The sequence below is a fragment of the Microbacterium sp. AC145 genome, from assembly GCF_979258505.1.
Window position 1 is genome coordinate 1,833,722 of record NZ_OZ409859.1, and the last position, 26,550, is coordinate 1,860,271.

At 67.9% G+C, this 26,550-nt stretch carries 23 protein-coding genes; 11 read left to right on the top strand and 12 right to left on the bottom strand.

What is annotated here, in order from left to right; translation table 11 throughout:
• Positions 1 to 88 precede the first annotated feature (88 nt).
• The 3 genes from ACZZZN_RS09050 to mtrA are packed head-to-tail and all read right to left on the bottom strand — an operon-like array spanning position 89 to position 4,174.
• The gene (locus ACZZZN_RS09050; protein WP_463504828.1) at positions 89 to 1,807 is read right to left on the bottom strand and encodes an LpqB family beta-propeller domain-containing protein; all 1,719 of its coding nucleotides are present in this window, start codon (positions 1,805 to 1,807) and stop codon (positions 89 to 91) included.
• Positions 1,804 to 3,486: an MtrAB system histidine kinase MtrB gene (mtrB, locus tag ACZZZN_RS09055; RefSeq protein ID WP_463504829.1), complete on the bottom strand. Its 1,683-nt coding sequence runs from the start codon at positions 3,484 to 3,486 to the stop codon at positions 1,804 to 1,806. Before mtrB ends, ACZZZN_RS09050 begins: the two co-directional genes overlap by 4 nt.
• 7 nt (positions 3,487 to 3,493) lie before the next feature.
• Entirely contained in the window at positions 3,494 to 4,174 is a 681-nt protein-coding gene (gene mtrA, locus ACZZZN_RS09060) for an MtrAB system response regulator MtrA (protein ID WP_463504830.1), read from the bottom strand.
• Positions 4,175 to 4,270: 96 nt separating this feature from the next.
• Between mtrA and ACZZZN_RS09065 the strand changes: the two genes are divergently transcribed.
• The 5 genes from ACZZZN_RS09065 (at position 4,271) to ACZZZN_RS09085 (ending at position 9,887) form a co-directional block, all read left to right on the top strand.
• Positions 4,271 to 5,716: a glycerophosphoryl diester phosphodiesterase membrane domain-containing protein gene (locus ACZZZN_RS09065; RefSeq protein ID WP_463504831.1), complete on the top strand. Its 1,446-nt coding sequence runs from the start codon at positions 4,271 to 4,273 to the stop codon at positions 5,714 to 5,716.
• Entirely contained in the window at positions 5,697 to 6,338 is a 642-nt protein-coding gene (locus ACZZZN_RS09070; RefSeq protein WP_463504832.1) for a DUF4129 domain-containing protein, read from the top strand. The genes ACZZZN_RS09065 and ACZZZN_RS09070 overlap by 20 nt, the downstream gene beginning before the upstream one ends.
• The gene (locus tag ACZZZN_RS09075; RefSeq protein WP_463504833.1) at positions 6,335 to 7,528 is read left to right on the top strand and encodes a DUF4350 domain-containing protein; all 1,194 of its coding nucleotides are present in this window, start codon (positions 6,335 to 6,337) and stop codon (positions 7,526 to 7,528) included. The genes ACZZZN_RS09070 and ACZZZN_RS09075 overlap by 4 nt, the downstream gene beginning before the upstream one ends.
• Positions 7,529 to 7,655: 127 nt before the next feature.
• Entirely contained in the window at positions 7,656 to 8,579 is a 924-nt protein-coding gene (locus tag ACZZZN_RS09080; RefSeq protein ID WP_463506571.1) for an AAA family ATPase, read from the top strand.
• Complete coding sequence (locus ACZZZN_RS09085) at positions 8,580 to 9,887, top strand: DUF58 domain-containing protein (protein ID WP_463504834.1); 1,308 nt, start codon at positions 8,580 to 8,582, stop codon at positions 9,885 to 9,887.
• 15 nt (positions 9,888 to 9,902) lie between these two features.
• Here the strand turns inward: ACZZZN_RS09085 and ACZZZN_RS09090 are convergent, their stop codons facing one another.
• Entirely contained in the window at positions 9,903 to 10,895 is a 993-nt protein-coding gene (locus ACZZZN_RS09090; protein ID WP_463506572.1) for a stage II sporulation protein M, read from the bottom strand.
• A gap of 16 nt (positions 10,896 to 10,911) precedes the next feature.
• Between ACZZZN_RS09090 and ACZZZN_RS09095 the strand changes: the two genes are divergently transcribed.
• Positions 10,912 to 11,742: an RDD family protein gene (locus tag ACZZZN_RS09095; RefSeq protein ID WP_463504835.1), complete on the top strand. Its 831-nt coding sequence runs from the start codon at positions 10,912 to 10,914 to the stop codon at positions 11,740 to 11,742.
• On the opposite strand, the gene ACZZZN_RS09100 is transcribed toward ACZZZN_RS09095, so the two are convergent.
• Entirely contained in the window at positions 11,717 to 11,923 is a 207-nt protein-coding gene (locus tag ACZZZN_RS09100; protein WP_463504836.1) for a DUF3499 family protein, read from the bottom strand. The genes ACZZZN_RS09095 and ACZZZN_RS09100 overlap by 26 nt on opposite strands.
• Positions 11,924 to 12,004: 81 nt before the next feature.
• Between ACZZZN_RS09100 and ACZZZN_RS09105 the strand changes: the two genes are divergently transcribed.
• Positions 12,005 to 12,430, top strand: a complete 426-nt coding sequence (locus tag ACZZZN_RS09105; protein WP_463504837.1) for a hypothetical protein — start codon at positions 12,005 to 12,007, stop codon at positions 12,428 to 12,430.
• Between the two features lie 33 nt (positions 12,431 to 12,463).
• Here ACZZZN_RS09105 and ACZZZN_RS09110 read toward each other — a convergent pair whose 3' ends face one another.
• From ACZZZN_RS09110 to manA, 4 genes are all read right to left on the bottom strand, one after another.
• Entirely contained in the window at positions 12,464 to 13,846 is a 1,383-nt protein-coding gene (locus ACZZZN_RS09110; protein WP_463504838.1) for a DUF5719 family protein, read from the bottom strand.
• Entirely contained in the window at positions 13,843 to 16,851 is a 3,009-nt protein-coding gene (locus ACZZZN_RS09115; RefSeq protein ID WP_463504839.1) for a glycosyltransferase, read from the bottom strand. Before ACZZZN_RS09115 ends, ACZZZN_RS09110 begins: the two co-directional genes overlap by 4 nt.
• Before the next feature lie 79 nt (positions 16,852 to 16,930).
• The gene (locus tag ACZZZN_RS09120; RefSeq protein WP_463504840.1) at positions 16,931 to 17,248 is read right to left on the bottom strand and encodes a WhiB family transcriptional regulator; all 318 of its coding nucleotides are present in this window, start codon (positions 17,246 to 17,248) and stop codon (positions 16,931 to 16,933) included.
• 149 nt (positions 17,249 to 17,397) lie between these two features.
• The gene (gene manA / locus ACZZZN_RS09125; protein WP_463504841.1) at positions 17,398 to 18,312 is read right to left on the bottom strand and encodes a mannose-6-phosphate isomerase, class I; all 915 of its coding nucleotides are present in this window, start codon (positions 18,310 to 18,312) and stop codon (positions 17,398 to 17,400) included.
• Positions 18,313 to 18,620: 308 nt separating this feature from the next.
• On the opposite strand from manA, the gene ACZZZN_RS09130 reads away from it, so the two are divergent.
• From ACZZZN_RS09130 to ACZZZN_RS09145, 4 genes are all read left to right on the top strand, one after another.
• Positions 18,621 to 20,036: an O-antigen ligase family protein gene (locus tag ACZZZN_RS09130; protein WP_463504842.1), complete on the top strand. Its 1,416-nt coding sequence runs from the start codon at positions 18,621 to 18,623 to the stop codon at positions 20,034 to 20,036.
• Positions 20,033 to 21,331 (top strand): O-antigen ligase family protein, encoded by a 1,299-nt coding sequence (locus ACZZZN_RS09135; protein WP_463504843.1) that lies wholly within the window; start codon positions 20,033 to 20,035, stop codon positions 21,329 to 21,331. The genes ACZZZN_RS09130 and ACZZZN_RS09135 overlap by 4 nt, the downstream gene beginning before the upstream one ends.
• Positions 21,332 to 21,430: 99 nt before the next feature.
• The gene (locus ACZZZN_RS09140) at positions 21,431 to 22,387 is read left to right on the top strand and encodes a glycosyltransferase (protein WP_463504844.1); all 957 of its coding nucleotides are present in this window, start codon (positions 21,431 to 21,433) and stop codon (positions 22,385 to 22,387) included.
• Between the two features lie 5 nt (positions 22,388 to 22,392).
• A complete protein-coding gene (locus ACZZZN_RS09145) occupies positions 22,393 to 23,037 on the top strand; it encodes a hypothetical protein (RefSeq protein ID WP_463504845.1) in 645 nt (214 codons plus the stop codon).
• Positions 23,038 to 23,064: 27 nt separating this feature from the next.
• Here the strand turns inward: ACZZZN_RS09145 and ACZZZN_RS09150 are convergent, their stop codons facing one another.
• Genes ACZZZN_RS09150 through ACZZZN_RS09160 form a run of 3 tightly spaced genes read right to left on the bottom strand, consistent with a single transcriptional unit; the run spans position 23,065 to position 26,539 of the window.
• Positions 23,065 to 23,799, bottom strand: a complete 735-nt coding sequence (locus tag ACZZZN_RS09150; RefSeq protein ID WP_463504846.1) for an ABC transporter ATP-binding protein — start codon at positions 23,797 to 23,799, stop codon at positions 23,065 to 23,067.
• Positions 23,799 to 24,590 (bottom strand): ABC transporter permease, encoded by a 792-nt coding sequence (locus tag ACZZZN_RS09155; protein WP_463504847.1) that lies wholly within the window; start codon positions 24,588 to 24,590, stop codon positions 23,799 to 23,801. The genes ACZZZN_RS09150 and ACZZZN_RS09155 overlap by 1 nt, the downstream gene beginning before the upstream one ends.
• A 44-nt stretch (positions 24,591 to 24,634) precedes the next feature.
• Complete coding sequence (locus ACZZZN_RS09160) at positions 24,635 to 26,539, bottom strand: glycosyltransferase (protein ID WP_463504848.1); 1,905 nt, start codon at positions 26,537 to 26,539, stop codon at positions 24,635 to 24,637.
• Positions 26,540 to 26,550: the final 11 nt, after the last annotated feature.

Here is a 26,550-nt window from a genome sequence, read left to right on the forward strand (position 1 = left end):
AGGCTGACAGCACAGAGCAACCCTCACTGTGTCCTGCCGATGCGGGTGAGCTTCTCGCGATCGCCCGTGGATGTGCAGAAAGCTCGGGTCAGCGTCCTGCGCGGGTGGCGAGGACGATCACTCCATCGGTGAACTCGCTCCAGGCCGACCCACTCCGCGCGTATACGGCACCCTCGGCGCCGAGCACCCGGATCCCGGCCGCCGATCGCGAGCCTGCGATCGACGCCGCCCCGCTCGGAGCGGACTCGATGGTGCCGGTTCCACCCACGATCTGCGTCCGGACGGCCCTGTCCTCCCGATCGACGAGGAGCCCCAACCTGTCAGACCCCAGCCATACCAGACCGGCTGCCGGGCCATCGAGCTGCGCCACGAGCTCTGTCTCGCCCAGGCGGGTCGGGATCCCGGAATCATCGCGCACGACGGCCGAGACGACGACCCACCGTTGACCACCGATCACCACGACGGCCGCCACCCGTGCACCATCGACCGCGACGCGGATGGCAGACACCTCCGAGGCCTCCGGCCAGGCATCGGAGATGGGATGGGACACGACGTCGTCACCGATGGCCAGAAGATCCGACGGGGCGTTCGCGGGCACCGACCACGTGTAGTCATAGGGGTCGAGGGACGGACGCACCAGGAGGGATCGAGGGTCCAACTCGTCGACGCGCCCGTCGCCCGCGATGTAGACATGCCCGTTCCCCAGCTGCAGCGCTGCGTGAGAGTCATCACCGGCGACGTCGATGGCGAGGATCGGCTGCGTGATGCCGAGTATCTCCTCGGACACTCCGGGGATCGGGGTGATCTGGTTGCCCACCACCGTGCCGAAGGCGCCCTCCTTCAACACGATCCCACCGCCGTCGGACGGTGTGTCGAGGATCTCGACCACGCCGGCCTCGAGAGCTCGTCCGTCGACGGTGAATCGGACCTGGTTGATCTGGACCCCTGCGCCTGCGAGAGTCTCCTGCAACTGAGTACGCATGCGGGCGAGCGTGGTCGCATCGAGGCTGAGCGCCGCACGGTTCAAGGCCACATCAGCGACCTGATCGACGTCGATGGGCACGGCATCACGTGACATCTGCACGTCGGGCGGGAACGCGCTCTGCACGGCAGGGTCGAGCCAAGGGCTCGGTGCACCGCCTATCAGCGACTGCGTGATGGTCGTGGCGATGGTGGCGCGCCGCGGGAACCACCGGACGTCCGGGACGAGCCGCTCCCAGGTCTGGTCGTAGTACTGGAGCGCGTAGTCCCCGTAAACCCGCGGGAATCGCGACTCATCGATGACGATCCCGTCCGGTGCCTCGGAGATCCGCCATTGCCCGTCGGTGAGCGTGACGACGAAAGCCGAGTTCGAAGCACTGACAGCCTGCGAGAAAGCCCCGGTGCCGTCGACGCTGGCGACCTGGTCGAACTGCACCCGCACGGAGGCGACGTCGCCGTCGCGGGTCTGCGCATCCTCGTCGAGATCAGAAGTGAAAGAGCGGGTGTCGGCGCTGACGTCGATGGAGACACCGGTGTTCGGGCGCCATGTCGAGGCCATCTCCGGCGTGAGGAACTCACGTGCCGTCTCCCAGTTGTCCGCCGGAGTGATCGCCGCCACCATGAAGCCCTCGACGATCGCAGCGGGTCCTGCGCCCTCGATGGGGCCCGAAGCGAGAGGAAGCAGGTCAGGGTCCTCAGGAGACGCGCCGAGCGCGAGCCCCGACTGCACGTCACCGGTCGTCGGCAGCCCCGTGCATGCGGTCACGAGGAGCAGGGATGCCGCTGCTGCGATCGCACCGAGCACACGTCTGACACGGGAGGTCATTCCAGGCTCCGTTCATCGAACAGCTCGGCGGGGAGATCCGCGAGGCGGATCGGCTGGGTCGCATCTCCGAGCTCCCCCAGTGGCTCCTGCGGCTCCAGCGCCACCGGAGAGGGACCGTCGATCAGGCCTTCGCGCCGGGGAAGGGTGAGGACGAAGTTCGTGCCCACGCCGAGTTCTGACCACACGCCGAGAGTCCCGCCGTGCAACATCGCGTCGCCGAGGGCGATCGAAAGCCCGAGCCCGGTACCGCCGATGGTGCGCTGCCTCGACGGATCCGCGCGCCAGAAGCGGTCGAAGACCCGTTCCGCATCGGCGGGTTCCATCCCGAGTCCGAAGTCATGGACCCCCGCGGCGACAGCATGCTGATTGCTGTCGACCGTCACCACGATCGGACGCCCCTCACCGTGCTCGATCGCGTTCCCGACGAGGTTGCGCAACACGCGGCGGACTCGGCGCGGGTCCATGTCGACCGGAGAGTATCCCCCGGGTGCGACGAGGCGCAGCTCGCTCCCGCGCTCGTCGGCGAGCGGCTTCATCTGCTCGATGATGTCCTCGGCGAGGTGGGCGAGGCTCGTGGCCTCCAGTTCCAGCTGCACGGACCCCGCGTCATAGCGACTGATCTCCAGCAGGTCAGAGAGCAGAGTCTCGAACCGCTGCACCTGGGTGTGGAGGAGCTCCGTCGTGCGAGAGGTGGTCGGGTCGAACTCGTCGCGCTGATCGTTGAGCATGTCTGCCGCGAGTCTGATCGTGGTCAACGGGGTGCGCAGCTCATGCGAGACGTCGGAGACGAAGCGCTGCTGCACGAGGGAGAGCTCTCCCAGTTCCTTGATCTGCGCTTCGATGCTGTCGGCCATCGCGTTGAACGATCGTCCGAGCGTCGCGATCTCGTCTTCGCCGTGCACGTCGATGCGGACCGCGAGGTCACCGGACGCGAGACGTGCACTGGTCTCGGCGGCTTCGACGATCGGTGTCGAGACCGAGCGCACGACGATGAACGAGATCACCGAGACGATCGCGACGAGACCAATCCCGGCGATCCAGAGGGTGCGCTGCACGAAGATGAGGGTGTTGTCCGCATCGGCGAGGTCATAGGCGAAATACACCTCGAAGGGTCCCGCCTCCGGCACCTGCAGCTGCTGTCCGACGATGATGCCGGGCACCGCACGTCCACCGAGGTCGAGGGACACGGACTGCCAGGACTGCCTGTCATCGAACTGCACGACCCGATTGCGAAGGGCTGGGCTGATGCTGTTCAGGCTGAGACCGGCCGTGAAGCCGTTGAGTGAGACCGCCTCGGCATCGGCATCGTCGACCCGGATGCCGGCGAATCCCTCAGCCGTCGAGTACCGGCGCAGATCGGCCTGGACGCTGTCCCACAGCTCCTGAAGCGCGACGGGGTCGTCGCTCAGAGCAGCGGAATCGAGCGTCATCTGGGCCAGGTTCACCGACCTGACAGCGTCTTCGAGAGCTTCGTTCTTGCGAGACTCGAACAGGTCGTTCTGGATGACGAGAGCCATCGTCACGCAGGTGATGAGAATGGCGGTGGCGGTGAGCAGGAGCGTGATGGTGAGAGTCCGGAAGCGCAAGGAACTGCGCCACAGGGCACCGAGCACCGTCGGCCAGCCTCGCCAGTCGCGAAGGACAGCGACCGCCGTGGTGGTCGCTGTCGTCGCGGCCATCGAGCGCCTAGCCCGCGCTCCCGGCGCGGTAGCCGACACCGCGGACCGTCATCACGATCTTCGGGTTGTCAGGGTCGAGCTCGACCTTCGCGCGGAGACGCTGCACGTGCACGTTCACAAGCCTGGTGTCGGCCTTGTAGTGATAGCCCCACACCTGCTCGAGCAGCATCTCGCGGGAGAAGACCTGCTGGGGCTTGGACGCGAGGGCGACGAGGAGCTGGAACTCCAGCGGCGTGAGGGCGATGGGCGCGCCGTCGCGGCGCACCTCGTGAGCATCGACATCGACCGTGAGGTCGCCGACGCGCAACTGTTCTCCGACCGTCTGCGGCGTCGGGCGAAGCCGGGTGCGGATGCGAGCCACGAGCTCTTTGGGATTGAACGGCTTGACGATGTAGTCGTCTGCACCGACCTCCAGCCCTCTGACCACGTCGGCCGTGTCGCTGCGGGCGGTGAGCATGATGACGGGAACCCCCGACTCCGCGCGGATCCGAGTGCAGATCTCGATGCCGTCCATTCCGGGGAGCATGAGATCGAGCAGCACGAGGTCCGGGCGCTGAGTGCGCCATTCTTCGACGGCCCGCGCACCGTCAGCGCAGAACACCGGCTCGAAACCCTCCGTACGGAGAACGATGCCGATCATCTCGGCCAGCGCGATGTCATCGTCGACCACAAGAATGCGTGAGGTCATAACTGTTACCTTATGGCACTCAGTACCACCTGCCCCATGTCTGCGCTCCGCCCGAGTGTTGTGACACGATGGGATCGCACGACGGAGGGAGTGCCGGTGACCGGCCAGACGTGGACCCCCGCCCCGAAGAAGGGCATCATCCCCCTGCATCCGCTGACCTTCGGGATGCTGCTGGGCAAGTCGTTCGCGGCGCTGCGCCACAATCCCAAAGTGCTCTTCGGATTCGGCGTCGTCATCCAGTTGGCGGTCGTCGTGCTCAGCGCGACGGTCATGGGCCTCGTGTTCGTCACGACCTTCACCAGACTCGATTCCCTCTCCCCTGCATCCGCCGACTTCGAGGCGGTGTTCGCCGGCACGATCGCGATGAACATCGTGGCCGGCCTCGCCGTCGGTATCGCGTCGATCGCGTTCACCGCTCTCATGCAGGGCGTGGTCGCAGCGGAGATCGGATTCGCCGCCATCGGTGTGAAGGCGTCGCTCGGCACGCTCTGGCGAAAGATGATCCCCTCGTTCTGGAGACTCGCCGCCTTCGCCTCGCTGTCCGTCATCTTCATCTTCGGCGTGATCGTCATCGTCTTCCTCATCATCGCCGGTTTCGTCGCCGGCGGCCTCGGCGGATCGGGAGAGGCGATCGCCGGCGTCGTGATTCTCGTGGTGCTCATCGTGATCGCCACGATCCCACTCGTGGTGTGGCTGACGACCAAACTTCTCCTGGTCCCCTCGATCCTCGTGCTCGAGCGAGCGACCTTCCGCGACGCGCTCGTACGCTCATGGCGGCTGACGCGCGGTCGTTTCTGGGTCGCCTGGGGCGTCACCTTCCTGATCGGGGCGATCATGGGGATCGCGATGCAGCTCGTCAATCTGCCGGCGTCGATCCTCGGGGCCATGTTCGGAAGCGTGCTCGCGCCCACAGGATCCATGGACACAGCGGAGATCGTCGGCTTCGTCTTCGCACTGCTGGCACCGCAGATCCTTCTGCTGGTGCTCCAGGCCATCACGCTGGTGGTGCAGAGCACGGCGGGCGCACTCGTCTATCTCGACAGTCGCATGCGATACGAGGGTCTGGATCAGGCACTCATCAGTCATGTCGAGCGCCGCGATCTGGGCTGGACGGATGCGCAGCTCGGCGACCCCTTCGTGGTCGACCCCGAGCGCGCCGTGAGCAGCGCACCCCCTCCCGCGCAGATCCCCGAGTGGGCCATGATGACCCAGGCCGGTCACGATCCCGGTCAGGCCTACCCTGCTCAGTCGTACCCCGGTCAGCCGTACCCGGCACAGCCCTATCCGGCACAGCCTCACCCGGCACCGGCATACCCCGGTCAGGCATACCCCGGTCAGGCATACCCCGGTCAGGCGTACCCCGGTCAGGCATACCCGGCACAGCCGCCGCAAGCCGCCCCCGGGTCGTACCCGGTCGCTCCCGGTGCGGTCACCCCACCGCCCCCGCCGGCTGCCCCCTGCCGCCTGCGGCGGCCTCGTGGGAGGCCCCGCAGTCACCGGAACCGGACCGTGACAGGTCGGCATGATCCTGCGCTTCGATGAGGGCCTGATCCCGGACGGCGATGAGGCTCGCCGATGGGCGGAGGAGGAACTCTCCAACCCGCGCTACGCGGAGGCGAGACCGACCTGGTTCGATCTGCTCGCGCGCGACATCGGACGCTTCATCGCCGATCTCTTCAATTCGGACAACAGCGCCGGCGTCGGCCCGTCTGCGCTCATCATCGTGTGCATCATCATCGTCGCAGCGCTCGTCGCGGCATTGATCATCTGGGGCCGTCCTCGTCGCTCGAGGGCGGTCCGCCGGCCCGGCGGGGCGCTGCTCGGCGCCGACGATGATCGCACCGCAGCGCAACTTCGAGCGGACGCCGAACGATGCGCCCGCGTCGGAGACTGGGACGAGGCCACGGTGCTTCGCTTCCGGGCACTCGCCAGAGGTCTGCTCGAGCGCGATCTCATCGACCCGACCCCCGGCGCCACCGCGCAATCGATCGCCCGCGAGATCTCGACGGTCTTCCCTGTCGAATCGGGCCCGGCGAGGTCCGCCGCCGCGTTCTTCGACGACGTCCGGTATCTGCGCCACCCGGCGACGCAGGAGAGCTATTCCGAGCTCGCGGCGACCGACGACCGGCTCGTCGCCGCCCGACCGGAGCTGGTGAACTCGTGACGGTCCTCGACGAGTTGGCGCCGTCGGCGTCCACCGCGGAGCACCCTCCGCATCGCCGACGGTTGAGGTCTCTCGCCGGCTGGGCGGTCGTCGCAGCTCTCGTGCTCGGAGGCGTGTTCGTCGCCACGCAGGTGGGAGTCCAGATGCCCGATCGACGTGGTTCACTCGACCCGGAGGGCGTCGGGGACTCCGGAACCATGGCACTCGCCCAGATCCTCAGGAACCAGGGCATCGACGTCGAGGTGCACCGATCACGTGCGGATGCGCGGGCAGCCCTGGGCGATGACGCGACACTCGTCATGGCCAACCCCTTCGCCCTGAGTGATGACGCTGTCCTGGAACTCGTCGAGCCTGCCGACCGGGTGGTCTTCCTCTCCTCGAGCACCCACCTGCTCTCTCTTTTCGATCTCGGCACGAACGCCTCGCCGGACTCCACAGCCGTCTCCGCCGGGTGCGATGTCCCCGAGTTCGCAGACGTCGGCAGCATCCGGCCCGACCGGCTGTTCGCACCGTCGGATGGGGTGGACGCATGCTTCGGAACCGACGAGGGCGCCGCAGTGCTCGTCGACGACGATGACGGCGCCACGCGCACGATCGTCGAAGGCGCCCGGTTGTTCTCCAACGCCTACCTTTCCGACGACGGCAACGCAGCTCTCGGGCTCGCTCTCCTCGGTCAGTCGGATCGCGTGGTCTGGTACGTGCCGAGTTACGCGGACTCGGACATCGAGGGCGAGATGCCTGACACCCTCGGCTCGCTCACACCGCCCTGGGTGACCCCGACCATCCTGCTGCTGATGCTCTCAGGCGTCGCCGCCGCACTGTGGCGAGGGAGACGCTTCGGGCCGCTCGTCGCGGAGACACTTCCCGTCACCGTTCGCGCTTCCGAGACGATGCATGGCCGAGCACGGCTCACCGCGAAGGCGGGCGACGCCGCGCACGCGGCGGAGGCGCTCAGAGCGGGCAGCCTGCGCCGTCTCGCTCGCCGACTCGGGCTTGCGGAACGAGCGAGACCGGAGGAGGTGGCCGATGCTGCTGCCGATCGGCTGCGCATCCCCCGCGGTTCGCTGTACGAGCTGCTAGCCGGACCGCTGCCCGGCGACGACGCCGCACTCGTCGACGCCGCCCGCCGCCTCAGCGAGCTCGAAAGCGCCGTCGACGCTTCGACCCACTCGTCTCGGGAGAGAGAATGACCGCCGGTGCGCGGCTGACCCGCGACATACCCGCACACCCACTGACCACCGACGTCCGCGTCAGAACGGAAACCGAGGACCTCACGTGACTCTTGAGAATCACACCGACGCCGAACTACGCAACGCGATGCACCGGGTGCGCATCGAAGTCGACAAGGCGGTCGTCGGCCAAGCGGGCACCGTGACGGGCCTGCTGGTCTCACTGCTCGCGCGCGGCCATGTTCTCCTCGAAGGGGTTCCAGGCGTCGCCAAGACGCTCGTCGTGCGCTCGTTCGCCCGCGCCCTGGGACTGGACACCAAACGCGTCCAGTTCACCCCCGATCTGATGCCGGGAGACGTCACCGGGTCGCTCGTCTACGACGCGCGCACCGGTGAGTTCGACTTCCGTGCGGGTCCGGTGTTCACGAACGTCCTGCTTGCTGATGAGATCAACCGCACCCCTCCGAAGACGCAGGCCGCACTGCTCGAGGCGATGGAAGAGCGGCAGGTCTCGGCAGACGGCCTGAGTCGCGCGCTGCCCGACCCGTTTCTCGTCGCGGCGACGCAGAACCCCATCGAACACGAAGGCACCTATTCGCTCCCTGAGGCGCAGCTCGACCGCTTCCTGATGAAGCTGGTCGTCGGCATGCCCGAACGCGATGCCGAGGTCACCGTGCTGCGCAAACACGCCTCCGGCTTCTCGCCCCGTGAACTCACCGGGGTTGAAGCCACGGTCACCGCCGACGAGATCAGGGCCGCACAGGCCGCGTCCGCTCGCGTCGAGGTCACAGACGACGTGCTCGGATACGTCGTCGACCTGGCGAGGGCGACCCGGCAGTCTCCCTCCGTCGAGCTCGGTGCGAGCCCGCGCGCCTCCACCGGGCTCCTCGCCGCAGCGAAGGCCTGGGCGTGGTTGAACGCCTCGTCCGCCGTGACTCCGGACCATGTCCAGACGATGCTCGTTCCCGTCTGGCGCCACCGCCTGCAGCTGCGTCCCGATGCGCAGATGGAGGGCGTGTCCGCCGATGCCGTCCTCACATCGGTCGTGCAGCAGACCCGGGTGCCGATCTAGGTGTTCGTCACCGGCCGCCTCGCTGTCGCAATCGCCGTCGGCATCGTTCCGCTGGTCCTGACCGGACTCGCGGGCTATCCGCCGTACCCCGTGCTCGGCGGGTGGATCGGCCTGTGCGTCATCCTCCTCGTCGTCGATGTGGCGCTGACACCGAGTCCGCGCAAGGTGTCGGTGACCCGTCGTGTCCCGGCGCGTGCGCGTCTCGGAGAGCTCGTGCCGGTCAGCCTCGCTCTTCACAATCAGGGCGCACGCACACTTCACGCGGTGATCCGCGATGCCTGGCAGCCGACCGCCGGCGCCGGCGATGAACGCCTGAGCGTCTCGGTGCCGCCCGGCGAACGTCGACGTGTGGCATTCCCGCTGCTGCCACGTCGTCGGGGCGAGCTCGCGAGCGAGTTCGTGATGATCCGCTCCCGCGGCCCGCTCGGCCTGGCCGGCCGCCAGTCCCGCCACCGCGTGCGAGGAGCGATCCGTGTGCTTCCTGCCTTCTCCTCTCGCAAACACCTGCCGACCCGGCTCGCCCGCCTGCGCGAGCTCGACGGCAACACGAGCATTCAGGTGCGCGGCCAGGGGACGGAGTTCGACTCCTTGCGCGAATACGTGCGCGGAGATGATGTGCGCTCCATCGACTGGCGGGCCACAGCGCGAGCAGGCACCACGATGCTGCGCACCTGGCGGCCCGAGCGAGACCGTCACGTCGTGATCATCATCGACACAGGGCGCACTGCCGCGGCCCGCGTCGGTGACGGCACCCGGGTCGATGCCGCGCTCGAGGCGTCCCTGCTGCTGGCCGCGCTCGCCGCCCGCGCAGGCGACCACGTGCATCTGCTCATGTTCGACCGCGTCGTGCGTGCTCGGGTCACCGGGATCGAGGGCGCCGCGCTGCTGCCCGCGCTGACCGACGCGATGGCGCCGGTGCACGCGCGCCTCGTCGACACCGATTGGCCGAGCGCATTCGCTGCGGTGCGCACTCTCACGAACCGCCCCGCGCTGATCGTGGTGCTCACCGCTCAGGACGCCGCGGAGTCGGCTCGAGGGTTCCTCGGTGCGTTCCCCGACGCGACTCGGGCGACGTCGATCCTGGTGGGCTCCGTCACCGACGACGGCATAGAGACCCTCGCTCAGCAGCGCGATTCACGCGAGGCTGTCTATCTGGCGGCCGCGGCGGAGCGGACGATGCGCGATGCGGAGAACGTCGCCGACGCGATCCGGCGGGCAGGGGGCGAGGCGATCGCCGCGGATCCCGAGTCGTTGCCTCCGCGCATCGCGGACAGGTACCTGGAGCTCAAGGCCGCCGGCCGACTCTGAGAGGTCGAGCGGCCGTCAGCCCGCGACGAGTCGTGGCGTGCCCGCCTCATACTCCGTCAGATCCCCTGTCTCCCCACGGCGATGCGCTCGTCCGCCGACGACGATCATGTAGATCAGGAAGACGCCGAGCGCGGCGGCACCGATGCCGATCTTGATCGGCCATGGGAGCGACCAACCGGTCACGAAGCCTTCCACCAGCCCCGCGAGGAACAGCGCGAAGACGAGTCCGATCGCGACGGTGGCGAGAGATCGCCCCTCCGCCGCGAGCGACTCACCGCGGGAACGAGCACCCGGTGCGACCCACGACCAGAAGAGATGCAGTCCGCCGGCCGCGGCGACGAAGATGCAGGTCATCTCGAGCATTCCGTGCGGAAGTATGTAGAGGATCATGACGTCGGCCTTGTCATGCGCGGCCATCACAGCGCCGGACGTGCCCAGGCCGATGGCATTCTGAACCAGAACGTTGATCGGCCAGATCCCGGTGATGCCGAAGAGCACGCACTGCAGCGCGATCCAGGCGTTGTTGGTCCAGACCATTCCCATGAACACCGCTGCGGGGTTCTCGGTGTAGTAGCTCGTGAAGCTCTCGTCGGCATATTGTGCCAGCGCGTCGGGCGGGCCGAGCGTGGCGACGAGCGCCGGATCGGACGAGATCCAGGCCGCGGTACCGACCGCCACCGCGATGAAGGCCAGGGCGATCACGAGGGTCGTCCACCGCAGGCGGTAGAGCGCCGCGGGCAGCTGCTGCGAGAAGAATCGCGCCGTCTGCGTGAGGATGCTGTCGGAAGCACCCGTGAGACGGAGCCGAGCGCGCACCAGGATCGTCGAGAGATAAGCGCCCTGTGGGGATTCCCCGACGGACGTCTTGATCTCGGCGAGATCAGAAGAAGCGGCGCGATATCGCACGATGAGTTCGTCGACGCCCGCACCGTCGAGGCGGGCACGACTGAGCTGATCCAACCGCTCCCACTCGGCGCGGCGTGCATCGGTCAGCGCATCGGCATCCACCTGATTTACTGTACTCATGTCTGCGCCGCTCGATACATCCGACGAGGTGCTGTCCGGCGAGGCCGTCGCGATCGACGTGCAGCCGATCGGCTTCGTACTCCGCGCGGCAGGAGCGATCATCGATCTGCTCGTCGGGCTCGGCGTGTTCCTCCTCACGCTCTTCCTGCGTGTCTGGCTGGCCGACATCGGAGTGCTCGACGAGACGACCGACCGGATCGCGCTCGTCGTGTCCATCGTCGTCAGCTTCGTCGTGCTCCCGATCACGATGGAGGTCGCTCTCAGAGGACGCAGCCTCGGCAAGCTCGCGGTCGGCGGACGCATCGTGCGCGTGGACGGCGGTGCCACGGGCTTCCGCCATGCATTCATCCGCGCCCTGCTGGGAGTGCTCGAGATCTACATGACGCTGGGCAGCGTGGCCGTGCTGGCTGGAGCTTTCAGCGCACGTTCGCAGCGTCTGGGAGACATGGTCGCGGGCACCTACAGCCAGCGGGTGCGGACGCCCCGTCTCACTGCCAGCGTGCCGGCGCTGCCTCCGCCGCTTGCCGGATGGGCGGAGATCGCCGACGTGGCACGACTCCCCGATCGACTCGCGCGACGGATCTCGCAGTTCCTCCAGAGCGCGCCACGCATGGTCCCGAGCGCTCGGGACCGCGTCGCGCGCGATCTTCTCCGAGAGGCGGCACCCTTCGTGTCACCGGTTCCGGCAGCGCCTCCGGAGCAGATACTCGTCGGAATCACGGTGCTGCGTCGAGAGCGCGAGCGACGAGCCCTCGATCTTGCGGATCACCGTGCCGAGCGACTGACCGGACGCCGCATCGGGATCAAGCCCGAAGCGCCTCGTGCCTGATCACCAACCAGCCGGCAGGGACTGAGAGCCGGTCGGAGTGCGGGGCACACAGATCATGCGCGTGCGGGTGTTGCGCGATCCCGAGCGGGCCGAGGGCCGCCATCTGGTCACCGTAGTCGTACGTGAGAGTCGCCACAGCCTCGCGGGAACAGCCCACCTTCGAGCAGAGTCTTCCGTCCATCCCCGTCAGGTTACGGCCCCATCGTCGCCGGGCTCGCACGCCGCGCCGCCCGCTCCCGGGTGCAGCACCTAGACTTTCGCTATGCCACGCCGTTCTCGCACCAGCGCCGCCCCACGCCGCGGGGCGCGTCACGGGCGACACGGCCGGCTCGGCCGCAGTGAAGTCGTCAGGCCACCGCTCGCCCCTCTCGACGGCCGGATCGACCGGTTCGATCTCACTGTCGGCACCGCGGTCGAGTTTCTCCGCGGAACCTGGCCCGAACTGCAGGACGTCCGATTCGAGATCGGCGCCATGCCGTCCTTCGACAGCGCGGACGAGGTGCCGAGATGGTACCTGGACCGCGAGAACCGCCGGATCGTCCTTTTCCGCCTGCCTATCGAACGGCTGTTGCCCCCGGGCCACGACGACGGTGCACACCGGCGGATGGCTATCGAAAGCGCCGTGTTCCGCGCCGCCGCGGAGTTCGTCGGTCGTGAGCCGTGGGATATCGACGGTCACGACCACTGACGCGGTCGAGTCGCTCCGCCTGAGGCTCTCAGATCACGGATAGACGGTGATGCTCTGCTGAGCACCGGCTGCCGGCGAGACCGGCCAGGCGGCCAACGAGCCCGGCGCGGTCATCGACACCTCGGCGTGCACCGGCCCCGTCGTGGCCACGGAATAGACGGTCTCCGTGTCGACGTCGACCGTCACCGACGAACCGGCCGGCACTGTGGCCTCGACCGGGTCGCCTCCGCCCGTCGGCTCTATCTGCACGATCACGTCCGACTCCTCGTCGTTCGCGAGGATCAGAGATGCGGCGGGCCCGGCGGGCACCGCGACGAGCACCGTGTCCTCGAACTCGGGCGCAGGCATCACCCAGGAGAAGTCGGACTGCGGGCCGGCACCGTCTTGGACACGGACTCCGGCCAGCACCGGCGCATCTGCATCCACCGCGACCGTGTAGTCACCGGGCGCAAGCTCCGAGAGCGACATCTCCAGCGGCTGCTCGGCGGTCAGTGCGACCGTGAACTCGCTGGCTGTACTCGTCTTGCCCACGGGACGCACGGTGACGACCGCCTGGGCGTCTCGCTCGGGTGAGAGAAGTCGGAGCACCGCCATCCTGGAGTTGTCTCCGTCGCTCTCGAAGACCTGCACTCCCGGGATCACCGGCCTCCGCTGCGGCGCCGCCACTGCGTCCTGCAGGTCGACACCGACCGGGTCGAGCGTGCGCGTCTGCGACGACTGGAGCACGGTGCGTACGGGCGCGCCCGTCGCAGTGACCCGAACCACCGGCAGGTCGGACCCGGATGCGAGCGACGTGAGCGGCACCGCGACCTGGGTCTCGGCCGGCACGATCACCGAGGTGGAGCCACGCACCGACCCGAAGGACACGAGTGACACGGTCGACGGCACTGCGCCGGGATTGGTGAGGACGATCAGATCTTCGGATCCGGTCTCGACGGTTCCCCCCACGAGCCACGACTCCGTGCTCGCCGGGCGGCACGGTGCCGCGGCGAAGCCGGACAGATCTGCCTCGGCGAGGCTCAGCGATTCGGTCGCGCCCACCAGGGGCGCGGTGCGCCCCTCGACCACACCGGTCAGTTTCTGCACCCCACCGCTGCCCTGGAGATCGTCGACGCTGAGCAGAGATGACTCCGGTGATCCGGCGGAGCCGTCGACCGTGAGACTCGGTGAGGCCGCGGGCTCCATCTGGAGAGAGTCGGCGGTGTTCCTGCCGATGGCCCGGAAGTCACCGTTGCACACGAGCACAGTGTCTCCCGGAAGCGGGGTGACGTCGGCCTGAGCGGCTTCATGAGTGATCGTCGGCCACTGCGCAGGGACGGCGACCACGATGCCCACGACACAGGCTGCCGCCACGACCGCCCCGGTGAGCACGCGCGCGCTGGTCGCGACGACCCGGAAAGCACGGGTATCGGTCATCGAATCTTCTCCTCGGTGCCGTCATCCGAAGCAGACGCGGGATGGCCCGCGGTCCCTTCGAGGGAATCGGACCCGTCAGTGTCCTCCTGGCCGGGTGAAGGATCCGAACGAGTCGGCTCCACCTGCCGATCAGCCGAATTCACCGCCCCGTCCGGGTGCTCGTCATCGAACTCGTCCACATGTCGGGGAAGCACGAGGGGTTCATCCGGAGCTCGACCGACGATCCGTGACCGCGCACGCGAGGCACGGCGCGAGGTCCTCGTCGGCATGGACAGCAGCAGCGCGGCGAGCACGAGGATCACCTGCAGTGTGACGACGAGCCTGGCCGTCGCCTGCTGTCCCCCGGAGAGCTGAGCCCGTTCTGCAGGGTCCTCCTCGAGCCGGTACAGCACGCCTCGGTCGGTCGTTCCCGCCTGCACGAAGCCCGCTCGCTGATCGAGCGAGGTCACCGCCGCCGTGTGCAGCGTTCGAGCACGATCGGACTCATCGTCGGAAAGCTCCGCCAGCAGCACATAGCCCACGCCGAGCTCTCCCAGTTCGGCGGCGCCGTCGAAGTCACGGGCAGAGAGAAGGTCGACGGCGAGGGTCGTGATGTCGGTGCCTTGGATCTCGGTGGCCGTGGACAGGACGGTCGTCTGGGCACTCAGCGTCTCGCTCGCCCCCCACGCGACCTCGGCGGAAAGACCACCGTCGTTCTGTGGGGTGAGGACCAGCGTGCCGATCGGGCGATCATCGACTGCCTGAGCCGCGATGTACGCCGGCAGCGACGACTCCGGGCCTTCGGTGAGGACGGAGCGCCCGAGGTGGAAGGCGGCGAGAGCGGGCACGGCGCACGCTGCGACGGCGAGAGCCGCGACAGCAGCACCGACGAGCCGCGCACGCGGCAGCGTCAGGGCGGTGTCGAGCGTGACGAGAGCCGCGCCGGTCACACCGATCCACGCGAGACTCAGTCCTGCGCCCGGCCAGATGGCGACTCCGGCGCCCTGGGCGAAGGACACGGTCACGCCGACCGCGAGGAACGCCGTGGCGAAACCGCTGACCGCCACGACGAGCAAGGTGATGCCGGCTCTCCACCGTGGTGCGACGGTGGAGACCAGCGCGAGCAGGGCGAGCGGCGCGAGCAGAACTCCCGCCCACGGAGCGAGCTCGGGTCCGACGACAGCCGCCCACCCGGCCAGGTCACCGGAGGGGAAGCCTGAGGCGAGCGCGAGCCGACCCGCGGCGTCAGCCGTGGCCTGGGGGCCCGCCCAGATCAGTCCGGGGTCGGCGAGCACCGCGATGAGGCTGCCGTGCGAGAGTTGCCAGATCACGAGAGGGGCGAAGAGCACCACTGCGGGCACCGGCACCCAGAGAAGCCGGGCGGCACCTCGGAATCGCGCGCCGCCGAGCGTGATTCCGAGAGCGATGATCCAGAGCACGAGCATCGCGGGGGCCAGGGACGGTGAGCACGCCGCCACAGCCGCGAAGAGCAGAGACGCGGCACCGGCCGCTCCCCATGATCTGTGTGCGACCACAGCGGCGTTGAACAGCCAGGGCAGGAGCAGGTGTACCAGCACGCCGGCAGGACGGCCGTCGACGAGCGCCGTCAGGAATGTCGGCGCGAGCGCCCACACGATGCCGGCGAAGATCCGCAGACCTGCACGATCGGTCACGCGAGTCGCCGCGAACCATCCGCCCAAGACGGCCAGAGGCAGCGCGAGTATCCAGAGCAGGACGAGTGAGAACGACGGGCCGGCCGGCCACAGCGAGCCGAGAACGGCGAGGACGGCCGAGAAGGGATCCGCCGGGCCCACCACGCCCACGCCGAGGCCGCGGAGGCCCCAGGCCGCGTCGTTCCAGAGTGCTGCGACGGTGGTGCGCAGTGGCAGCAGCCCTCCGCCTCCGATGACCGGCCACGCCAGCAGGCTGGTGAACGTCGCGATGCTCACCACGAGCGCCGCGAGGACCGCCCACGCCCCGCCACCGGAGAAGAAGTGCAACTCACTGGCCGCGCCGCCCTCGCTGCCGTGTCCGTCATCCAATCGACGGCGCAGGTAATGGTTGCTGACGCGAAGAGGCGCGATGCTCGACCAACTCGACGAGCGGAACGACGCGATGGTCCCTCGCGATCGTGCAATCGCTCCCACCCGCAGCATCACCGTGAGTGCGGCTACCCATTCGGGCGCGACGGCCTCAGGGCGTTTGCCGATGAGATGCGTGACCGATCGCCACAGCGCGAGCGGCAGAAGAGTGAGCCAGTGCAGCGGCACCGCCACCGCCGGGGCATAGGCGAGCCGCCGATGCAGCTGCGCGACGCGTGTGACGTATGCACGGCGGCCCCGCCCGGAGGGAAGCGATGCCGGTCCGTCCGGGGCGACAGAGACACGCGCCGACGGGACGAGGACGACTCGGCCTCCGCCCAACCGTGCGCGCACCCCCAGATCGAGGCCCTCGTCAGCCCCGGCGAGCGCGGGATCGGGCCTCAGATGCTCTCGGACTTCGCCGCGGATCAGGAGGCCGCGGACATCGGCAGCCAGAGCGTCGTCGCTCCCGTCATGCTGCCCCTGGTCCAGTTCGCCCGACGCGAGCTCCACGGAGCGTCCGAGCGCCGTCATGCTCACTCCGAGCGACACGATCTCTCGCTCGTTGTCGGTGTGCACGAGCTTGGGCGCGACGATGGCAGCGGATGGCGACCGCTCGAGCGTGCCGACGAGCCGTTCGAGTGCGCGCTGATGCGGTGCGGTGTCGTGGGCCAGCAGCCACACGGCGCTCCCCTGTGCCACTCGGGGAGCAGCCAGACCCACGGCATCCGCGAACGAGGTGCTGCCCCGCGCTTCGATGATCCCCTCGACAGTCGCCGCGACCGTTTCGCTCTCCCTGGCGGTCGTCGCGTCTCCGCACATCACCAGGGTGATGGATGCGGGCGGTGCGCTCTGGGACCGCAGTGCGTCGAGAGTGCGGAGGAGTTGCGCGCGAGCGGACGAACCGGGGCGCGCCACGATGATGGCATGAACTCGGGCTGGCATGGCGTCGCCAGCCTATGCGCGGTGAGCCGGGCGACGGGGCAGTGGATGCGGCGTGGCCGCGAAGCGGTGCGATCCGCTGTCAGCTCGCGCGGCGCTTGAGCTTGCGGCGTTCACGCTCGGAGAGACCGCCCCAGATTCCGAACCGCTCGTCGTTGTTGAGCGCGTACTCGAGGCATTCGCCACGCACGTCGCACGATGTGCAGATGCGCTTCGCGTCTCGCGTCGATCCGCCCTTCTCAGGGAAGAAGGCCTCGGGGTCAGTCTGCGAGCAGAGAGCGTCGCTCTGCCATGCGAGAGCGTTGTCGTCGTCCGACTCGGGCTTGCGAACCCCGGGAACACCGAGGCTGATGGGATCGACGAACCAGTTCTCCGGTACTTCGGAACGGTAACCCGTCATATCGATCTCCAACCCATTGTTCCGCCCCCTCGGCGGGCCGTGCATGACTAATTACACCCGTGTCATTCGCATCGGTCAAGTCGCGGATCGTAAACCCTCAATCCGGTCTTGAAGGTTCTTGACCCATTCGCGGCGTGTCGCGGAAGCTCTCAGACTCCGTGTCCGGCGCCGGGTGCGGCCACGAATGCCTCGCCCGTTCCCGTCAAGGTGACTTCATGCTCGTCGTCGGTCGCGAACACGGCCGTCCCCGTCTTGATCTCCATCGATTCCCCCCGTGTGCCGCGCACGCTCACCCGCCCCACGGTGGCGAGGATCATTGTCGGCCCCGAGACCGGCACGACGACGTCTGTGCCGGTGAGCGCCACGCGGCTCAGAGCGAAGTCGGAGATGGGCACCTCGTAGCGGGTGACCGGTCCGGCATCATGCGGTCGAAGCACCGGCACCTCGCCGGCGGTCGCATCGACGATCGACAGCAGCTCGTCGACATCGATGCGTTTCGGTGTGAGGCCACCGCGGAGCACATTGTCGCTCGCCGCCATGATCTCGACGCCGAGTCCCGAGACGTACGCGTGCAGAAGCCCGGCGCGCAGGAAGATCCCCTCGCCGCGGCGCAGCACGACGTGATTCATGAGCAGGGCCACGACGACCCCGGGGTCACCCGGGTAGGCATCCGCGATCGCAGAGACGGCGTGGAACGTGGAGGCCCACTCCCCTTCGTCCGAGGCTGCCGCACGCACCGCACGGATGACATCGTCGACCTCGGCCTGCACCTCGCCCGACAGAAGCCATCCGAGCGTGTCGCGCACGGCGTCGTCGCCGCGGGTCAGACGGTCCGTGAGAGCCAGGACTCCGGTGTTCTCGCCGAGGGCAGCGAGCAGTCTCAGAGTGTCCTCGACGGGCCGGAGACCGCTCAAGGACTCGAAGTGTTCACTCAGCGCCACGATCAGCTCAGGCTTGTGGTTGGCGTCGCGGTAGTTCCTCGCGGGGTCATCCGCATCGAGTCCTGCCTCGCGTGCCCAGCCCGCGCGTGCCTGATCGATCGTCGGGTGCACCTGGATCGACAACGGCGAGGCCGCCGCGAGCAGCTTGAGGAGGTAGGGAAGCGTTCCCCCGTCACGGCATCGAGGGTGCCCCCGCCGGACACGTCTGAGGGGTCTCCGGGATGGTCGCCGAACCACACCTCCGCCTCCGGGCCGGCGGCCGGAGCCCGGCCCTCCAATCCGGCGAGGAGGGTCTGCGACCCCCAGGCGTAGTCACGGGGCACGTTGGAGAGGCTGAGGAGCATGCCTCCAGCGTATGGGCACGCGACGGCTCGCCGCGGTCGAACCTGCGATCAGGTGCACCATCGGCGGCGCGCGGTAGCCTGAACGCGATGGCGCAGTACACGAAGCACCCCGTGTCAGCCCCTCCTCGCGCCCCCGAGCGCGAGTCGACGGGGCATCTGATGCTGCGCGGGTACATCATCCTGGTGCTCATCACGACGTTCGCGCACTCGGCCGTGTACAACTTCGTCGGCGAGATCGGCGCGATCCTCACGCTCGCCGCCTTCCTGCTCGCGACTCTGGCGATCGGCGTGCCGATGATCGCGCGCGGCAGACCGCAGCCCTTCGCATGGCGCCGGCTGCCGTGGGCCGCCACCGCCTATGCCGCCCTCGCGCTCGTCTCCGTCGCATGGTCGCAGTGGCGTGGAGCGACGCTGCTCACGTGGACCCTGTTCGCGACAGTCACGATCACCGCGCTGTTCATCGTGCACGTCCTCACCTGGCACGAGATCGTGCGGGCGCTCGCATCCGCGTTCAAGTGGATCCTCGGGCTGTCGCTGGCGCTCGAGCTCTGGGTCGCGCTGGTCATCCGCGGCCCGATCCTCCCGAACTTCTTCGTTCGCCCCGACGGCGAGATCGATTCCCACTGGTACTGGGTCCGCGGCAACCTGTTCGACGGCGAACGCATCCAGGGCATCGTCGGCAACTCCAATCTGCTGGCCATCATCAGCCTGTTCGCGATGATCACCTTCGGAGTGCTCTTCGCCTCCCGGGTGCGCTGGCGCACGACGCTCGCCCTCTGGGGCCTGCTCGCGGCCTACTTCTTCATCCGTGCGGGATCTGCCACGGCTTTCGCCTGCGCGGCGGCCGCCGTGGTGGTGCTCGTCGTCGCCGTGCTGATGCGACGCACGACCACTCCGGGCGGACGCACGCGGCTGTATGTGATCTCCGTCGGCGGCACCGCCGTGATCGGAGCGGCCGCCTGGCTCTTCCGGGAGCCCCTGCTGGGACTCCTCGGCCGCAGCAGCGACCTCACCGGGCGCTCGGACAAGATCTGGGAGAAGGTGCTCGATCGCGCCGCGGAGCATCCTGTGTTCGGCAACGGCTTCTCGAGCCCCTGGGTGCCCTTCGACCCGGCCTTCGCCGGCTGGATCGAGGATCACGGCATCACGGTCTTCCACGCCCACAACATGTGGCTCGACGTGCTGATGCAGCTCGGCGTGGTGGGGGTCGCACTGATGGCGGTCGCGTACTTCAGCCTGCTGTGGCGGTCATGGTTCTTCGCCGTCGACCGGCCGCGGTGGGATCTGCAGTCGGACCGCGGCTACTCGCCCCTCACCCTCCTCCCCAGCCTGTTCACGGTGGTGCTGCTCGTGCAGGGACTCACCGAGTCGACACCGATCATGCTGTGGGGATGGATGCTCCTCATCCTGCTCTCCTTCAAGATCAAGGCCGTGCCGCTGGTCGGAGTCGGTGAGCGCGAGCGAGTGATCGAACGCGGCGAGAGAGCGCGGCGGGTTCCGTGACGCCGGGACGCCGTCTCGGGCGGTTGCTCGGCTCTGCAGAGTTCGCACGCGCTTTCACCGTCACCGTCCTGGCAGCGGTCTTCGGGTCTTATCTCATCGAGAGCACGACCTCACGGGTCACCCTCGCGACGATCATCGCAGGGCTCTGCGTGCTCGGTCTCGGCATCCTCTGGGTGCGCCGCGCCGAGCTGTCCGCCCTGCGGATCGCCCCGTCGTCACTGCTCGCCTTCCTCGCCTGGGCGCTCGTCAGCCTGGTGTGGACGACCGACAAGAGCGACACACTGTTCGGCTGGCTCGAGCTCCTCTGCTTCGCCCTCCTCGCCATCACCGTCGGCCACGTCCGCGACACTCTGCAGACCGTCCGCGCTCTCGGCGACACGCTGCGCGCGCTCCTCGCTCTCTCTCTCGGGCTGGAGATACTCTCCGGAGTCCTCCTCGACATTCCCTTCGTATTCCTCGGCATCCAGGGCGATCTGGCGCTCGGCGGGCCCGTGCAGGGAATCTTCGGCAGCAGGAACATGCTCGGTTTCGTCACGGTCGTCGCGCTCATCACCTTCTTCGTCGAGTGGCGATCGCAATCGCTGAGCGCACGGGTCGCCGTGCCCTCGATGGGCCTGGCCCTGCTGCTCGCGTTCCTGTCGGCCTCGCCGACGGTGCTTGTGCTCGCTGCGGCCGTGGCCACGGTCGCGGCCGCGCTCATGATCGTCAGGCACGCTCCCCAGGAGAGACGGTCGCTCGTGCAGTGGGTGCTCGGAGTTCTGGTCGCCCTGGCACTCTCCGCGGCATTCCTGCTGCGGCACTCGATCATCGCGCTGATGAACGCCGGCTCCGACTTCTCGATCCGCGCGACCCTCTGGAACAAGATCCTCGACTTCGTCGCGCTGAAGCCGATCGAGGGGTGGGGCTGGTTCGGCTCGTGGGCGCGAGGCGAGTATCCCTTCACATTCATCAACTTCCAGCTCGGCGACCGGCATCAGAGCGCACTCAACGCCTACTTCGACGTGCTGTTGCAACTCGGTGCCGCAGGACTCGTGCTCTTCCTGCTCCTCGGCGGCGTGGCCCTCGTGCGTTCGTGGCTGGTGGCGAGCGTGCGTCGCTCCGTCGTCTATGCCTGGACCCCGCTCATGCTCGTCACCCTCGCTGTCGAGTCCATGTTCGAGAGCTTCACGATCGTGGGCGCCGGCTGGTTCATGCTCGTGCTGTGCGCGCTTCGAGCGGGACAGTCCCGGTCGTGGCGAGAGAACATCGACGCCGCGCACACCGGCGCGATCCCCACGCTCCGCTCCGAGCACTGAATCCCCCTCGCGCCCTCGGGGGATTCCGAAGCAAGCCAGGTAGGCTTGACTCAGCTCGCGGCGACCCGCGGGGCCCACTGCTTCCGGAGATCCCACCTCGTGACACATGTCCCCTTCGAACCGGCGTCCGCGACGATCGTCATCGTCACCTTCAACCGTTCGCATCTCCTGACCGGACTCCTCGAGAGCATCTCGGTGATGGACCCTGCGCCTGGGCATGTCGTGATCATCGACAACGCCTCGTCCGACGACACCACGGAGGTCGTCGATTCGTTCCGTACGCGCCTGTCCACCGAGCTCGTCTACCGGCGCCTCGAGACGAACACCGGCGGATCGGGCGGATTCAGCGAGGGCATGCGCACGGCCTACGAGCTCGGGTCCGAGTGGATCTGGATGATGGACGACGACGTCGAGGTGGTCCCTGACGGGCTCGCGAAGATGGGCAAGTGGGCACCGCGCTTCAAGAGCATCCAGGGCCGCCGCTACGACTACGACGGCAGCGAGTTCTACTGGCAGTACCGCATCGCCGAGCGCATGGGCATCCCGATCCCGTTCGCTCCCTCGGGATTCGATGCTTCCGGATACAAGGAGATGAACAGCGGATGCTTCGAGGGCATGTTCATCCACCGCTCGATCGTGACGCAGATCGGGCTGCCCGACCCCCGATTCTTCATCTACTGGGATGACCAGATGTACGGATGGCTCGCCTCCCGGAAGACGACCGCGGTCATCGTCGACGAGTTCGTCCTTCGCCGCACGCGTGAGATCAAGCAGTGGGACATGGGCATCCGCCACATGAACGCATCGAGCAACGCGTACCGCTTCTACATCATGCGCAACCGTGCGTACATCAAGAACTACTACCGCGTGCACCGCGTCTACAACCCCGTCCTCTTCGGGCTCGGCACCGCGATGACCTTCGCCAAGGAAGTCATCCGTCTGGTGTTCGTCGAACGCACCGTGCGAGGCACCAGCAACCTGTTCCGCGGTCTCCGGGAAGGCGGTCGAATCGGCCGCGATCGCTCCTGGCAGCCGATGGCTCCCCTGGAAGGCTGACTCAGATGACCGACGAGCAGCAGCCGGAACTCCGGTGGGCGCCCCTGCCGCCGAAGCCGAGCAATCGCGGACGTATCTGGCTGATCGTGGGGCTCACCGTCGCTGCGCTCCTCGTCGCTGCCGTGCTGCTCGTGTTCCTCCTGCCGCGCGGCAGTGCCCCGGCACCGGGTGCGACCGGCACGGCGTCGCCATCGCCGTCGGCCACGGCGTCGCCTACCGGAACCCCGACGGCGACGCCGTCGCCCACACCTTCTCCGACTCCGACCGAGACCGTGGCGCCGACGCCGACTCCGGAGCCGACCCAGACGCCGATCACGACTCCCCCGCCGCCACCGGATCCCAGCATCGGCGTCTTCCGCGACACGGTGCAGGGCTGGCTCGACGACGCTCTGACCGGTCTCGACATCGTGGGTGAGACGGGCGGCCAGGAGGCGGTCGACGTCGTCGACACCCTGCAGAACGACGCGCAGCGACTGTCGGAAGCGGCACCCCCGGCCTCGATCGAGTCAGACTGGCATGCCGCCGTGGCGACGTATGCCCAGGCGCTCAGCGAACTGCGGTCGGCGGCGGCCGGCGGCGGTGACTCGTCGGGCGCGGCCTCGTCTGCTCTCTCGGCAGCCGAGAGCGTGCGGAGCCTCGTCGGACTCTGACGAACCGCGGTTCGCGGGCGACCTGGCTCAGGAGTTGTAGTCCGCGTTGTACCGGTCGAGCACGTCGGCGATCGGCGCATCCAGCACGAGAGATCCCTTGTCGAGGTACAGACCGCGGGTGCAGAAGCGGCGCAGATCCCGCTCGTTGTGACTGACGAAGAACAGCGTCCGCCCCTCGGCGAGCAGCTCGTCGATGCGCTTGTAGCACTTGTCTCGGAAGGCCTTGTCGCCGACCGCGAGCACCTCGTCGACCAGCAGGATCGGCTCATCGAGCTGCGACACCACCGAGAAGGCGAGGCGCACCTTCATGCCGTTCGAGAGGTGCTTGTATGGCGTGTCTTCGAAGCCTGCGAGCTCCGCGAAGGCGATGATCCCGTCGTAGCGACGCGAGATCTCCTCCCGGCCCATCCCGTGGAGGCCGGCGGTGAGGCGCACGTTCTCTCGCACCGTCAGGTCGCCGACGAATCCTCCGGTGATTTCGATCAGCGGCGCGACTCCTCCGTTGACCGTGACGGTGCCTTCGTCTGCGAGCAGCACGCCCGCGACAAGACGCAGCAGGGTCGACTTCCCCTGACCGTTGCGACCGACGACGCCGATCGACTCCCCCGGCTGCACCGTGAAACTCACGTCACGCAGGGCCCAGAATTCGCCTGGTCGCGATCGTCGAGACGCTCCCGCGAAGAGATCCTTGAAGCTGCGTCTACCGCGACGATTGCGGCGGAAGCGCACGCCGAGTCCTGACACCTCGATGGCGGCCGGCATCACAGCTCCTTCAGTACGGGGCGTTCGAGCGATCGGAACGTCCAGAGTCCGAGCGCGAGGATGACCACGCACATCACTGCGCTGATCAGCACGGGCACCGGATCCCAGAGGTCGGGAAAGAATCCGACCCGGTACAGGGTGAAGATGCCGGCCAGCGGGTTGAAGGCACCGATCGTGTGGAAGGGATCCGGCAGGTCTCTGAAGCTGTAGATGACCGGTGAGGCATAGAAGAGCGCGCGGAGCACCAGCGCCGTGGTGCGCTCGAGGTCGGCGTAGAGCACGCACAGCGGCGCCACGAGGAGCCCCAGCCCCACGAGGAGCACGATCTGCATCACCATCGCGACCGGGAACCACAGCAGCGACCAGCTCACGGTCGCTCCGCTGAACACCGCGAACAGTACGAGCACGGGCAAGGAGAAGAGGAACTCGATCCCCTTGCTCAGCACGATGCGGTTGACCCAGATCGATCGGGGGATCGCCGTCGACTTCACGAGGCGTGAATCCTTGCGGAAGGCACGCGTGAAGTCGCCGACCGAGGAGTTGAACCACACCCACGGCAGCAGCGCGACGATGAGGAACACGATGTACGGGTCCTCACCGACGCTGCGCTGGAACACCTGTGTGAACACGAACCAGTAGATCGCGCTCATCACGAGCGGGTCGAGGATCGACCACAGGTATCCGAGGAAGCTCGTCGCGTAGCGGACCTTCAGATCGCGCGCGGACAGCAGCCACAGCGAATGCGCATATCGCCGGGGCGTACCGGGCTCCCCGACCGTCGAACCGCTCATGTGACTCCTGTGATCAGACCGCGCTACCCGTCCGCGGACGACGTTCAGCCCTGCTGGACGCTCTCGAAGGTCTTCCGCCACTGCTCGGGCGACGTGACCTTCGGCGTGCCGACCGCGTAGTCGGACGAGAGCTTCTTCCAGCGGCGGGCGAGCCCGAGGTTCAGTCGGATGCTCCGCCAGAGGAAGCGGTGCATCGTCGCCCGGTCCCGCTGGTACCAGGCGACGCCGAGGCCATCGGGCGAGGTGACGAGAGCGGAGTCGATATCGGCGAAGCGCCACCAGTTGATGTCCTGCGCGGAGATGATGCGCTCGGGATTGCGACGGCTGCCCGGGGACTGCTTGATGACGAGCTGGCGCACACCCACGCGCGCGGCGAGCATGAGCGCCGCGATCGGGTTCGTGGGCTTGCGCACGCCACCGAGGATCGCCACGGACGACCGTCGGATCGGCGGCAGCGCCGACAGATCCTCCACGACCTTGGAATCGATGTAGGCGGTGCGGAGCTCGCGGATCTCCGCCTGCTTGCCAGGAAGCATCTCGGGGAGCACCCCGGGGCCGCGCATCACGTCGCGCAGCGCCTCGTGCCGCAGGCGGACAGCCGAGTACTGCAGCATGAAGAGCAGCTTGATGTCGCCGAGGAAGGAGTGCAGGGGAAGGATGCCGCCGTTGGGCACGTGGGAGCGCAGGAGTCCCGTGATCACCCGGTTGCGGTGGATGAAGTACTCCTCCCAGGTGCGCGTGGGGTCCTTGTCGTGCCAGGCCATGTGCCACACCGCGACGCCAGGCAGGCAGACGGTCGGGTAGCCGTGCTCACGCGCGCGGAGCGAGTACTCGACGTCGTCGAACTTGAGGAACACCGGGAGCGAGAGACCGATCTCGCGCAGGATCGCGGTCGGGATCAGACACATCCACCATCCGTTGAAGTCCGCCCCCAGGTAGCGGTGCAGCTCAGGAGTGTCGCGGAGCGGCTCCTCGGCGAAGTCGTGGTCGTACTCGCTGGCACCCGACGGGCGCATCCAGGACTTCCGCTGGTCCCATACCTCGCCCTGCGTGTACAGGACGGAGCGGTCGTCGAGGTGGAGCATCCCGCCGCCGACGATCGTGGGCTTCACCGCGAAGTCTCCGAAGCGCACGGCTCTGACGATCGCCTCGGGTTCGGAGATGGCATCGTCATCGAGAAGGAGCACGTATCGGCTCTCCTCGGACGAGAGCGACTCGAGCATCGCCCGGGAGAATCCGCCCGACCCGCCGAGGTTCGGCTGACGAAGGATCTCGAGCTTGTCGCCGAGCTGGGCCGCCGCCTCGGCGAATCCGGGCTGATCGGAGACGAGGTCCGTGCCCTGGTCGACGACGATCACACGGTCGAGCACCTCGTGGACGTGCTCGTTCTGTCCCACGGCGATGATCTGGTTCAGGCAGTACGACGGCCGGTTGAAGGTCGTGATGCCGACGGTCGTCTTCCCGGGTGTCCATCCCTCGGGGATCGCCACCTGCCATTCGGCACTCACCAGCGTCGCGTCGGAGTTGCCGGCGGCGATGTCGAACCAGTACGAACCTCCGTCGATGAACGACGTGATCGGGAGGTCGAAGGCCACGGTCTCGTCGGAGAAGGACTTCGACGCGAGGGCGGATGCGCGGCCTCGGGCGCTCGACTTGTAGACCGAGATGAGGCCCTTGCCCTCGACGGTGGCGACGAGGCGCACCGAGCGGACCGTGGTCCCGTGCTGCCAGTAGCTGGCGGGGAACGCGTTGAAATACGTGCTCAGCGAGACACGGCGGTGAGCGTAGACCTTGATGCTGCGTCGTCCGACGATCTCGTACGCCTCGCCGGGCTGAGAACCGTCACCGGATCCGGTGTCGACGTAGAGGGCCGAGACCTCGGCGACGCCCTCGATCGGGAAGACCGTGTGGTTGACGGCGACGAAGCCGGTGCTGGTGTTCTCTGTCATTGCGATTCCCG